We start from the raw sequence: 11,979 nt of genomic DNA on the forward strand, positions 1-11,979 counted from the left end.
GTGAACGACCGATACGACGCGGGGTACGGGTCCGACCCGTACGAGCTCGTCGGCTACGACGAGTACGGGCAGCCGATCTACCGGCAGGTCACGCCCGCCCAGCCGCCCCAGCAGCAGGGCTACGACCCCTACGCGCAGCAGGGGTACCAGACCCAGCAGGGCTACGGGTACGACCCGTACGCCCAGGGCGCCCAGCAGGCACCCCCGTACGACCCGTACGGCACCGGGGTGCAGCAGACCGGTGCCGGCTACGCCCCCTACGACCCCTACGGGCAGACCGTCGTCGGCGGACAGCAGCAGTCCGAGCAGCCCCGCGCCGCCGAGCAGACCGCGTACATCCCGCAGCAGGCCGGACCGGCCGAGGACGGGACGGGCGAGCGGACCGGGGAGCGCGCTCCGGAGCAGACCGCCGAGCGGACCGGGGAGCGCGCTCCGGAGCAGAGCCCGGAGCGGGACGAGCGGGAGTACCACACCGCGCAGTTCGCGTTCGTGGAGGAGCCCGACGCCGACTCCGAGGACGTCATCGACTGGCTGAACTTCACCGAGAACCGCACCGAGCGCCGTGAGGAGGCCAAGCGCCGCGCCCGCGGCCGGCTGGTCGCGCTCGCCGTGGTCCTCTCCCTGGTCGCGGTCGGCGGCGTGGGCTACCTCTGGTTCGCCGGGAAGCTGCCCGGACTGTCGTCGTCCTCCGGTTCCAAGGCGGGCACCACCACCGCGAGCGCCGCCCAGAAGCGGGACGTGGTCGTCGTCCACCTCCACAACACCTCCGGGGGCGGCACCAGCACGGCCCTGCTCGTCGACAACACCACCACGAAGCGGGGCACCACCGTCCTGCTGCCCAACTCCCTCGTCCTCACCGACACCGACGGCACCACCACGACCCTCGCCAAGTCCGTCGACGACGACGGCTCCGACGGCACCCGGGACGCCCTGGACACCGTCCTCGGCACCGACATCGAGGGCACCTGGCGGCTGGACACCCCCTATCTGCAGAACCTCGTCGACCTCGTCGGGAACATCGAGGTCGACACCGACACCGACGTCCCCGACCCGGCCGCCAAGAAGAAGGGACAGGCTCCCCTCGTCAGCAAGGGCGAGGACCGGACCCTCAGCGGGAAGATGGCCGTCGCCTACGCCACCTACCGCGCCTCCGGCGAGGCCCAGAACGCCCAGCTGGAGCGGTTCGGCCAGGTCATGCAGGGCGTCCTGCGCAAGGTCTCCTCCGACCCGGGCGCGGCGACCGTCACCGTCCAGACCCTCGCCCAGATCCTGGACCCCTCCCTCACCGACAAGGACCTCGGCACCTTCCTCGCCAAGCTCTCCGACCTCGCCAAGGGCGGCGACTACAGGACCGCCCTGCTGCCGGTCCGGGCGGACGGCACGCTCAGCGCCGAGGAGAGCGAGAGCGTCGTCAAGGACGTCCTCGGCGGCACCGCGAAGAGCCCCGACAAGGACGCGGCCGTCAGCGTCTCCGTGCAGAACGCCAGCGGCACCAAGTCCGACACCGAGGACGCGCGCGTGGTCCTCCTCAACGGCGGCTTCACCTTCCTGGACGGCGGTACGGCCTCGGCCGCGCAGACCGCCTCCCAGGTGCTGTACGCGGACGCCGCGGACAAGGAGAACGCCACCGAGGTCGCCAAGACCCTGGGCCTGCCCACCGGTGCCGTGAAGAAGGGGAAGGTCTCCGGGAACGCCGACGTGTTTGTGGTCCTCGGCCAGGACTACGAGCCCTCGTCGTCGTAGCCCCCAGTCGTAGCTCCCCGCCGTAGCCCCCTTGATGGCGTGGGGGGCCGTCGGCGGTCCGTGAGACCCTTGAGGTCAAACGACCGCCGACGGAAAGCCACGTAGTGACCGCCACCGACCGCTCCATCGAGCTCATCACCACCGCCGCGCAGGCGGCCGCCGACAAGCTCGCGCACGACATCATCGCCTACGACGTCAGCGATGTGCTGTCGATCACGGACGCCTTCCTGCTGGCCTCCGCGCCCAACGACCGCCAGGTCAAGTCGATCGTCGACGAGATCGAGGAGCGGCTGCAGAAGGAGCTCGGCGCCAAGCCGGTCCGCCGCGAGGGCGACCGCGAGGCCCGCTGGGTCCTGCTCGACTACGTCGACATCGTCGTCCACGTCCAGCACAGCGAGGAGCGCGTCTTCTACGCCCTGGAGCGGCTGTGGAAGGACTGCCCCGAGCTGGAGCTGCCCGAGGACGCGCAGGCCACCAAGGGCAAGGCCGCGGAGTACGCCAAGCTGCGGGCCGAGGAGGACGACACCCCCGAGTTCGGGGACCCGCGGTGAGCGCCCCCGGCCGGGGCCGGCGCGTCATCCTGTGGCGGCACGGCCAGACCGCGTGGAACGTGGAGCGCCGCTTCCAGGGCACCACGGACGTCGAGCTGACCGGGACCGGCGTGGCCCAGGCCCGCCGCGCCGCCCGGCTGCTGGCCTCCCTCGGGCCGGACGCCATCGTCGCCTCCGACCTCTCGCGCGCCGCGGCCACCGCCGCCGAGCTGGCCGCGCTCACCGGTCTGGAGATCGCCCACGACGAGGCCCTGCGCGAGACCTACGCGGGCGTGTGGCAGGGACTCACGCACGAGGAGATCGTCGACCGGTACGGCGACGAGTACGCGGCGTGGAAGCGCGGCGAGCCGGTCCGCCGCGGCGGCGGCGAACTGGAGACCGAGGTCGCCGACCGCGCCGCGCCCGTGGTGCTGCGGCACGCCGAGAAGCTGCCCGAGGACGGCACGCTCGTCGTCGTCAGCCACGGCGGCACCATCCGCACCACGATCGGCCGCCTCCTCGGTCTGGAGGCGCACCACTGGGAGAGCCTCGGCGGCCTCTCCAACTGCTGCTGGTCCGTCCTCGGCGAGGGCGCCCGCGGCTGGCGGCTGCTCGAACACAACGCCGGCACCCTGCCGGAACCGGTGCTCGGCGACGACGACTGAGCCGATTTCGCTTTCCGGCAGGTCGCAGGCTAAAGTTCTTCTTGTTCGGCCCGTGGGAGCGGGAAGAACAGATGGGGCTATAGCTCAGTTGGTAGAGCGCCTGCATGGCATGCAGGAGGTCAGGAGTTCAATTCTCCTTAGCTCCACAGCGACGGGACCCCGTCCGATCGACAGATCGGACGGGGTCCTTCCCGTTCAACGGGCCATCTCCTCGTGGTACACGCTGCGCATCCGGCTGCGGGCCCGGGTGAAGGCGCTCTCCGCCGACTTGTACGTGATCCGCAGCGCGGTCGCCGTCTCCGCGGTGCTCAGACCGCGCGCCCGGGCGAGCAGCACCTCGCGCTCCCGGCGGCCCAGTGCCGGGACCTGGGTCAGCAGCCAGGCGCCCGCCGCCCGTTCGCAGGTGCGGTGCTCGACCTCCGAACCGGTGCCGGGATCGTTGCGGTGCAGCAGATGGGCCCGGTCGGCCAGCCGGCGGTCGCGCTGGGTGCCGCGCTGCTGGTCCACACACAGGCGCAGGGTGATCGTGGTGAGGAGCGCAGCGACCCTGGATTCGTCCAGCGCCTCGAAGGTGACGGCACGGATCATGGCCTCCTGGACACAGTCCTCTGCGTCCGCCGAGCGCCCCAGCCGGCCCTTCGCCAGGCGCAGCAGCCGCTCGCGCTCGGCGAGCACCAGGGCCCAGCGGCGGTGGTCCCGGTGCTTCTCGGTGAGAGTGGCGTCGGTGCAAGTGTCGGACGACGTGCGCGTCACAGCAGCTCCCGCGGGCGAGGTCGTGGTGGTGAGGACACCCTCGGCGGGCGCGGTGTCGAAAACCTTGACGCATTCATGGGCGCGTTCCACGGGCGTCGCGGACGCCGTTCAGTGAAAATCAAGAAATGCCTCATGATGACGATGTTCGTTCGTCAGTACGAAGTCGATCGCGTCGGGGCACAACGATCCGAGACAGCGCACACCCGGGGGAGTGGGAGCGTGGTTCTTGTTCAGTTGTTGGGGCCTGTGGAGTATCGGGCCGCGGGGGAAAGCCCGGTGGAACTCGGGCAGGCCAGACAGCGTTGCATCTTCGCCATGCTCGCGGTGAGTGCGAATGAAGTCGTCATGCCCGACGAACTCATCGACCGGGCTTGGGGGGCCGAACCGCCGCAGTCGGCCCGCAACATGATTCATTCCTATATATCCAGGCTGCGCGGCGCCCTGGAGAACGGCGGAGGCGGAGCGGGTGCCACCCTGCGCCGCCGCAACGGCGGTTACACCCTGGAGGTGGACCCCGACTCCGTCGATCTGCGCCGTTTCCGCCGTATCGTGGCGGCCGCCCGTGGCGCGGCGGACACCCGCACCTCGGTGCTGCTGTTCCGGGAGGCGCTCGACGCCTGGCAGGGCAGGGCGCTCGGCGGACTCAAGGGCGAGTGGGCCGAGCGGACCCGGCGGCTGCTGGAACGCGAACGGGTGTCGGCCCTCGTCGCCTGCCACGAGGCCGAGCTGCGGCTCGGGAACCACCTCGGGCTGCTCGACGAACTGCACTCGCTCGCCGACCAGCACGCCGACAACGAGCTGGTCATCCGCAACCTCATGACGGCGCTGCACCGCTCGGGGCGGCGCGCCGAGGCGGTCGAGGCGTTCGACGCCCTGCGCCGCAGGCTCGCCGACCGGCTGGGCGTGGACCCGGCTCCCCAGACCAGGGAGCTGTACGCCCGCATCCTGCGCGGGGACACCGAGGTGGTGGCCGTGCCGTCGGCGGCCGAGGTGGCGCCGACCGTGCCGCGCCAGCTGCCGCGGGGCATCCGGTGTGTGGGCCGGGAGCAGGAACTGGCCATGCTGGACGGGTTCGTCACGGCGGACGACGGCCGTCCGCCCACGCGGGTCATCGAGGGGCCGTCCGGGATCGGCAAGACGGCCCTGGCGGTCCAGTGGGCCCACCGGGTCGCCCATCGCTTCCCGGACGGGCAGATCTTCGTGGCCCTGCACGGCAGCGGCGCCGAGGGGCGGCAGGGGAGGGCGTGGCCGGGCGCGCGGACCACGGGCGCGCCGCGGCAGGACGGGCCGCCCGCCGTCCCGTTGCCCGCGCCGCGTGCGGTGCCGGCCCGGGAGCGGGCCCCGTCCGCCGACGACGTGCTGCGGTTCGTGCTGCGCAGCCTCGGGGTGACCGTGCCGCGGACGGAGAGCGATCCGGTGGCCTTCGGGCAGCGGGTCCTGAGGGAGCTGAAGCTGCTCGTGGTGCTCGACGACCTCGCCTCGGCCGATCAGCTGGCGGCGCTCCTGCCGGGCCCCTCCGCCGGTGCGCTGCTGGTCACCACGCGCGACGCGGGCCGCCTCGACGGACTCGGCGGCCTGCGTGCCGTACGGCTGCGGGAGTTGAGCGCCCAGCAGGCGCGGCGGATGCTGGCCGGGATCCTCGGCGAGCGGCGGGTGGCGGCCGAACCGGAGGGCGTGGCCCGGATCATCGAGCTGTGCCGCCGCACTCCGCGGGCGCTGAGCGAGGCGGCGGAACACGCGCTCGTGCGGCCGTGTCTGCCGCTCGCGGACCTGGCGGAGGCGATGGCGGCCGGAGCCGTCGGGGCCGGGTGAGCGGGCCCGCGGGCGTCAGTGGCGCGGCACCGCCAGGGCGTCGAAGAGCAGGCGCAGCTCGGTGAGGCTCGCGTCGAGGGCCTTCTGCTGGTCCTCGGCGCGAGCCACCGCCATCGCCATCTCGCACAGGCCGCCGTAGAGCAGATGGGTCAGGGAGGTCACGGAGTGCGGGGCGATGTAGCCCTTCTCCGTGGCGCGCCGGACGCCCTCCTCCATCATCTTCAGACAGCCGGTGTTGATCTCCCGCAGCTCCTCCGTGCCGAGCGCGCCCGGCGCGTCGAGCAGGTTGATGCGCTGGACGTCGGTGGCGAGGACCTCCACCAGGAAGGCCCGCGCTCCCACGTACACGGCATCCCAGGAGTCCGGCTCGGCGGCGTCCAGGTAGGCCTCGGCGACGATGTGGGCCAGCCGGCTCTGTTCGCGCTCGTACACGGCGCGGAAGAGGTGCTGCTTGCCGGAGAAGTGGTGGTAGAGGGCGCCCTTGGTGAGATGGGCGGCCTCGACGACGGCGTCCAGCGACGTCGCGTGGTACCCCCGCTCGGCGAACAGCGTGCGAGCGGCGCGCAGCAGTTCCTCGATGGTGCCGTCGGACCGCTCACGCTGCGTCAGACGTGTTCTCGTACGAGTCGTGGGCATGTTCACACTTCCCGGGTCGGACCGCCTTCAGCCTGGCCTTCCAGGTTACACGCACTTTCATTCCAACCATACGTATGTGTTCCGGCCGGTGCCGGCCCGGCTCAGCCGGCGCCCACCCGCGCCGTGAAGCGCAGCACCCGGGCCCAGGCGTCCGCCGAGGCGTCGGCGTAGGCGTCGCGCTGGGCGTCGAAGAAGCTGTGCGGGGTGCCCGGGTAGGTGACCACCTCGTGGTCGGCGCCGGCCGCGGCGAGGGCCTCCTCGAAGGCGCTCACGTGCGCGGGCGGGATGCCCGGGTCGTCCCCGGCCATCAGCGCCAGCACCGGTGCGGCCAGGTCGGCGGCCCGGCGGGTCGGTCCGGGGGAGCCGTCCGGCCCGTCGGCGGGCCAGCAGTAGAAACCGATCGCCCCGGCCAGGTCCAGGCCCCCGGCCGCCGCCATCACCGCGAGCCGGCCGCCGAGGCAGAAGCCGGCGGTGAGGACGGCGCGCGCGGCGCCGCCCTCCTCGGAGCGCAGATGGGCGACGCCGGCGGCCAGGTCGGCGTAGAGCTCGCGGGGGCTGAGCTTGGCCATGTGCTGGGCGTACGGGAAGTCCTTCTCACGCCTGCCGACGCCCGCCGTCCGCCCGTAGTAGTCGATGACCAGGGCCCGCACGCCGTTCTCCGCGAAGCGTTTGGCCAGTTCGGTGTAGAACCCGTAAAGGCCGCGTACGTCGGGAAGGATCACGACGGCCGTTCCGGTCCCGTCGGCGGGCGCCGCGGAGAAAGCGGCGAAGGTGTTTCCGTCCTTCGCCGTCAATTCCAGATAGCCGCTGTCGATCACGGCGTCCGGATTCCGCGGTACGGGTGGAACGGCGTCTTCGTCGAAGCACATGGGCCGGGGGCCTCCGTCGCGTTTGTTGCCTTTTTGTTTCGGGGCGTTCGGGATTCTTGAAAAGAACGGGTTTTCTACGGCTCGACCTCGTCGAGTCCGAACGGAACCCGGAACGGGGGCACACTCGTGCCCTCGATCCGGTACCGGTTCCACAGATCGGGTTCGGTGATACGGCCGACCGCGTGGCCCTCGGTCGTACGCAGTTCCACTCCGGCGCTGCGGTCGCCCACCAGCCGGGTCAGCTCCTCGTGCGCCTCCAGCCGTCCGTACCAGCGGTAGCGGCCGTCGAGCGGCTGGAAGCCGCCGATCAGCGTGGCCCGCAGGGTGAACTCCGTGCGGCCCTCCACGACGAGCACCGCCAGACCCTCGTACCCCTCATCCTCCACGGTCAACTCCCTTGAATCTAGGCGTCCTTGAGCCAACCGGCCTCGCGCCACACCTTCTCCGAGCGGCCGCCGATGAGACCCAGCGACCGGTAGTAGGGGGCGATCCGCTCGGCTCCGTAGCCGCCGTTGGCCTTGCTGATCGGGTTGGAGCGGCCCGCCTCCACGGCGGCCTTGGGGTCCAGACCGGCCCGCTCGTACATCAGCGGGTTGTAGCGGTCCCGGCGGACGGACTTGACCACGGCCGCCAGGAAGTTGCGCAGCAGCTCCAGCCGGCGCTTGGACAGCGTCGGGACGAAGCGCTCCAGCTCGGTGCGGGCGAAGCTGATGTGCCGGGCCTCCTCCACCACATGGATCCGGGCCACCGTGCGCACCAGCGGCTGCACCGTCTCGTCGGCCGCCTGCTCGCGCTGGAAGCGGTCGAAGAACTCCTCGGTGAGCAGCAGCATCGCCCACAGCGCGGGCACCGGCGCGAACGTCTTCAGCAGCAGCCCGCTGCGCTGGGTCTTCGGGTTGAGCGGGTAGAACTCCGTCCCCGTCTTCTCCACCAGCCGGGCGAACATGATCATGTGGCGTACCTCGTCCGCCACCTCCGTCAGCGCGAACTGCACCTGCGGGCTGGTGATGTCCCGCTTGTAGGCGTAGCGCGAGACCAGGTGCAGCAGGATGTGCTCGGTCCACACGCCCGCCGCCAGCGACGACGCCAGTTCCTCCCGGCTGAGCAGCAGCTTCTGCTCCAGGCTCAGCGAGTCGTACAGCTCCGTCCCGTACAGCGAGATCCGCTTCTCCGGGAGGAACCACTTGCCCTCCTCCAGGGGCTCGTCCCAGTTGACGTCCACCCGCGGGTCGTAGGAGTGGCGGGCCGACGCGACGAGCAGCTGTGCGGCCTTCTTGGTCTGCCGGACCAGCGGGTCCTCCGAGCGGCGGCCCGGACGGTCGGTTGCGGTGGTCATCGAGGCTCCTCAGTCCTGTGTGCGCTGGGTGGGGTCGGAAGGGGTGTCCGCCGAGACGAGCCGGTGCACGTCCACCGTGATCTGCTCCCGGACCGGGCGGCCGGCCAGGATCTCCACCACGTAGCGGGCCGCGAGCACACCGAACTGGTGCGACGCGTAGACGAGCTGGGGGACGCTGTAGTCGGGCTCCGAGCGGTGCGCGGTGACGTCGGCGATCAGGTCCGCCGGGACGATCTCGCGGGGGATCACCCGCAGCAGGAGCGTCCACAGGGCGTCCTCGGCGATGTCCTCCTCGGCGATCGCCCCCGCGAGCGGGACGGACTCGGCGCGGTAGTCGTAGTGGCGCACGTGCTGGGTGCCCGACAGGTCGTAGCCGGAGACCACGGGCAGCCGGCGGCGGGCCGCCGCGGTGTGCAGGGCGTACTTCGCCCGCCAGCCGCCCAGCGTGGTGACGTCCACCCCGTCGACCACCACGTCCACTCCGTCCAGGAGCAGCTCGGGGGCGTCCGGGCGGATGCCGGCGGTGTCGACGCGGATTCCGGCGTGCGGGTTGACCGACCGGATGCGCTCGGCCGCCACCTCCGCCTTGTTGCGGCCGATGTCCGCGTAGCCGGCGCTCTGCCGGTTGAGGTTGTTCAGCTCGTACGTGCCCGGCTCGGCGAGCACGAAGTTGCCCGTGCCGAGCCGGGCCAGCGGTTCGACGACCGCGCCGCCCGTCGAGCCGCACCCCGCCACCAGTACGGTGGCCGTGCGCAGCCGCTCCTGCACGGGGGCCGGGATCAGGCCCCGGTTGCGTTCGGTGAGGGACCGGTAGTACGACTCCGGTTCCTCGGGGACGCCGGCCGGGACCGTCGGCGCGGGTTGCGCGGTGGTGGTGCTCATATCCTCACCCTCCGGATCTCTCCCGAGACCTGGCCGACCAGCTGCTGGAAACCGGCCAGCGGATTCGTCGCGTCCAGCGCGCGGGCCAGCCAGCCCACGAGCTGATCCAGTTCCGCGCCGTGCGGGACGCGGGCCACGAACGGCTTCACGACCGCGCGCTCCACGTAGGCCGGGAAGAGCAGGTCGTCCTCCGGCAGGCGGGGGCTCGTGCCCTCGATGACGGTGATGTCCTTCAGACTGCGGGTCAGCCGCCGTACGGCCAGGCCCTCCTCGCCGTCGCCGACCAGGAGCCTGGGCTGCGGCGACAGACCGGCCAGCACCGTGTAGAAGCCGAGCATCAGCTCCAGGGACAGCCGCAGCCGCCGGGCGGGGGAGGTGTCGCGCTCCGAGGGGCGCTGCATCAGCCGCTTGACCTCCCACACCTCGTGGCCGGTCACCGGCTCGTCCAGGGGCACGTGGTCGAAGAGGTTGATGCCGTGGGCGACCTCGCAGGGGAAGCGGGCGCGGTCCGGGTGGGCCACGGGCAGCGGGGCGGCGTCGGTGGTGCCGATCACCGACACGTAGCGCAGGATCGCCCCGGACCGCTCCTCCATGCCGATGACGTGGATCTCCTCGCCGTGCCCCACACCGAGCGGCTCCGCGAACAGACCGCGCGCGAAGGCCACGCGGTCGCTGGCGAAACGGGACCTGAGGTACTGGGCGAGCCGGAAGCCGTAGATCGCCAGCCGGTAGCGCTCCGGCAGCCGGGACTGCGCGACGGCGACGACGGTGAGGCCGTCGGGCCTGCGGGCCAGGTACAGCGGCTCGGCCTCCTCGGGCAGACCCGCGAGACTCATCCGGTCGTGCAGCGCCAGCACGTGCGCGACATAGCGGGCGCGGCGGGCGTCCTCGTCCGGGACCGGGTCCCCGGCGACCGCCCTTCCGCCTGCGACGGTCGGGGCACTCATACCGACACCTCCCTTCGACCGGGGGCCTCCGGCGAGGACCCCGGCGCCGGTCCCGGCTCTCGGTTCGACTCCGACTCCGGCTCCGGCTCCGGCTCCGGCTCCGGCGTCAGGTCCAGGACCAGTCCGGAGAAGCGGGCCGCCGTGGCCAGGGTGGCCTCGATGTAGCGGGTCGCGGAGAGCGCGGCGGCGGCGCGGGCACCCGGGGCCGAGAGACCCACGGGGGGCGGAGGGGACGACGGGGCGGTGGTGCCCCCTGGTGCGGACGTCGGCCGGCCGGCGGTGGCCCGCGCCTGCGGAGGCGCGAGTGCCGGGGCGGCCTGCGTCCGGGGAGCCGGGGGCACCTGGGCGGTCCGCGGCCGGGGAGCCAGGGGCGCGGGGCCGGTCCGGGGCCGGGTGGTGGGCGGCGTGGGGGCGGTCCGCGTCCGGCGGCCCGTCGAGGCGCCCGTCGTACGGCCCGTCGTGCGGGGCGCCGTCACAGCCGGCGTCCGTACAGGGCGCCGGTGACGGCGAGGGCCAGGACCTCCGGGGTGCCCTCGTAGATGCGGGCGCCGAAGGACTCGCGGACCAGCTTCTCCACCGCGTGGTCACGGCAGTAGCCGCGGGCCCCGACGATCGACATGGCCTCCTCGGCCACCTCGATCGCCGCACGGTCGGCGAACAGCTTGGCGACGGCCGGCCCGTAGACGGGCGCGGGCAGCATGTTGTCCGCCTGGTAGGCCGCCTGGAGGTACAGCAGGCGCGAGGCCTCGATCTTCGAGGACATCTCGGCGAGCTTGCGCGCCGTGAACTGGTGCTCGTACAGCGGCTTCCCGGCCTGGACCCGCTCGCCCGCCCACTCCTTGGCGATCTCGAAGGCCCCCCGGGCCACCCCGGTGGAGATCGCGGCGACGATCGAACGGGCCTGGTTGGACTGGAGGGTGAGGTAGTTCCACGCGCCGCCCTCGCCGAAGGCGATGTTCTCCTCCGGCACCCGGACGTCGTCGAAGTGGAGCGTGGTGCCGAGGCAGGCCCGGTACCCCATCTTGTCGGCGACCGCGCCCCGGGTGACGCCCTCGCTGTCCAGCGGCACGATGAACACGGTCAGCCCGGTCGCGCCGGGATGGCCCTCGATGTTGGCGAACACGGCCGCCCACTCGGCGACCTTGCCGTTGGTGATGAAGCGCTTGACGCCGTTCAGGACGAAGTGGTCGCCGTCGCGGCGGGCCGTCATCACGTCCTCGGCGAGCTCGGCGTGCTCCGGTATCAGCAGGTCGCAGCCGGCGATCTCCTCGGTGATGGCGTTGCAGGCGAGGACCGGCTTGTCGCCGAGGAAGGACGGCAGGAACCGGGCCTGGAGCTGCTGGTCGCCGGAGAACAGCACCGACGTCTGGCCGAGCAGGGAGGCGCCGAAGATCAGCGCCGTGCTGGCGCACACCGACGCCAGCTCCTCCATGGCGACGGCCACGCCGAGCACGCCCATGCCGCGGCCGCCGAACTCCTTGGGCATGGTCAGCCGCAGCAGGCCCAGCCGGTGGCCGGCCTCGACCATCTCCCAGTCGAAGTCGTCGGCCGGGGCGAGGTCGTTGTCGAGGACCCGTGGCTTCACCACGGTCTGCGCGAACTCGCGCACTTCGTCACGGAGTTCCTCGACCTCGGGCGGGAGCCGGAACATCGACGGCATCGCCGCCGCGTCGAGGGCGCGCAGATCGGACAGGGTCGGGGCGTTCGGCACGACGGTCGTGGTGGTGGCGATCACAGTGGTCCGCTTTCTGTGGTGGGCGAATTGCTGTGGTGACGGGCGAAGGGGGGTACGGCGGCCGCGACCGC

General features: G+C 72.2%; 13 protein-coding genes and 1 tRNA gene. 5 read left to right on the forward strand and 9 right to left on the reverse strand.

All coding sequences use genetic code 11. The annotated features are described in order from the left end of the window. The 4 genes from U5640_RS30065 (at position 1) to U5640_RS30080 (ending at position 3,084) form a co-directional block, all read left to right on the forward strand. Positions 1-1,743: a LytR C-terminal domain-containing protein gene (locus U5640_RS30065; protein WP_340379347.1), complete on the forward strand. Its 1,743-nt coding sequence runs from the start codon at positions 1-3 to the stop codon at positions 1,741-1,743. A gap of 104 nt (positions 1,744-1,847) precedes the next feature. Next, a complete protein-coding gene (rsfS, locus tag U5640_RS30070) occupies positions 1,848-2,294 on the forward strand; it encodes a ribosome silencing factor (RefSeq protein ID WP_340379349.1) in 447 nt (148 codons plus the stop codon). Continuing rightward, complete coding sequence (locus tag U5640_RS30075; protein WP_340379351.1) at positions 2,291-2,938, forward strand: histidine phosphatase family protein; 648 nt, start codon at positions 2,291-2,293, stop codon at positions 2,936-2,938. The genes rsfS and U5640_RS30075 overlap by 4 nt, the downstream gene beginning before the upstream one ends. A 73-nt stretch (positions 2,939-3,011) precedes the next feature. Continuing rightward, positions 3,012-3,084, forward strand: a tRNA-Ala gene (locus tag U5640_RS30080). Positions 3,085-3,133: 49 nt separating this feature from the next. Here the strand turns inward: U5640_RS30080 and U5640_RS30085 are convergent. Continuing rightward, positions 3,134-3,691, reverse strand: coding sequence for a sigma-70 family RNA polymerase sigma factor (locus U5640_RS30085; RefSeq protein ID WP_340379353.1), 558 nt, complete (start codon positions 3,689-3,691; stop codon positions 3,134-3,136). A 141-nt stretch (positions 3,692-3,832) separates the two neighbouring features. Here U5640_RS30085 and U5640_RS30090 point away from each other — a divergent pair, with 141 nt between their 5' ends. Then, a complete protein-coding gene (locus U5640_RS30090) occupies positions 3,833-5,503 on the forward strand; it encodes a BTAD domain-containing putative transcriptional regulator (protein WP_340385425.1) in 1,671 nt (556 codons plus the stop codon). 15 nt (positions 5,504-5,518) lie between these two features. Here the strand turns inward: U5640_RS30090 and U5640_RS30095 are convergent, their stop codons facing one another. The 8 genes from U5640_RS30095 to U5640_RS30130 form a co-directional block, all read right to left on the reverse strand. Continuing rightward, positions 5,519-6,139, reverse strand: coding sequence for a helix-turn-helix domain-containing protein (locus tag U5640_RS30095; protein ID WP_340379355.1), 621 nt, complete (start codon positions 6,137-6,139; stop codon positions 5,519-5,521). Positions 6,140-6,240: 101 nt separating this feature from the next. Continuing rightward, positions 6,241-7,008: a dienelactone hydrolase family protein gene (locus tag U5640_RS30100; RefSeq protein ID WP_340379357.1), complete on the reverse strand. Its 768-nt coding sequence runs from the start codon at positions 7,006-7,008 to the stop codon at positions 6,241-6,243. A 74-nt stretch (positions 7,009-7,082) separates the two neighbouring features. Further along, positions 7,083-7,394, reverse strand: a complete 312-nt coding sequence (locus U5640_RS30105) for a DUF4873 domain-containing protein (protein ID WP_340379359.1) — start codon at positions 7,392-7,394, stop codon at positions 7,083-7,085. A gap of 17 nt (positions 7,395-7,411) precedes the next feature. Beyond that, a complete protein-coding gene (locus tag U5640_RS30110; RefSeq protein ID WP_340379361.1) occupies positions 7,412-8,344 on the reverse strand; it encodes a diiron oxygenase in 933 nt (310 codons plus the stop codon). A 9-nt stretch (positions 8,345-8,353) separates the two neighbouring features. Beyond that, entirely contained in the window at positions 8,354-9,226 is an 873-nt protein-coding gene (locus U5640_RS30115) for a ThiF family adenylyltransferase (protein ID WP_340379363.1), read from the reverse strand. Further along, the gene (locus U5640_RS30120; protein ID WP_340379366.1) at positions 9,223-10,173 is read right to left on the reverse strand and encodes a hypothetical protein; all 951 of its coding nucleotides are present in this window, start codon (positions 10,171-10,173) and stop codon (positions 9,223-9,225) included. The genes U5640_RS30115 and U5640_RS30120 overlap by 4 nt, the downstream gene beginning before the upstream one ends. Further along, complete coding sequence (locus tag U5640_RS30125) at positions 10,170-10,649, reverse strand: hypothetical protein (protein WP_340379368.1); 480 nt, start codon at positions 10,647-10,649, stop codon at positions 10,170-10,172. The genes U5640_RS30120 and U5640_RS30125 overlap by 4 nt, the downstream gene beginning before the upstream one ends. Beyond that, positions 10,646-11,908, reverse strand: a complete 1,263-nt coding sequence (locus U5640_RS30130; RefSeq protein WP_340379370.1) for an acyl-CoA dehydrogenase family protein — start codon at positions 11,906-11,908, stop codon at positions 10,646-10,648. Before U5640_RS30130 ends, U5640_RS30125 begins: the two co-directional genes overlap by 4 nt. Positions 11,909-11,979: the final 71 nt, after the last annotated feature.

Source organism: Streptomyces sp. SS7 (assembly GCF_037993025.1).
Taxonomy (GTDB): domain Bacteria; phylum Actinomycetota; class Actinomycetes; order Streptomycetales; family Streptomycetaceae; genus Streptomyces.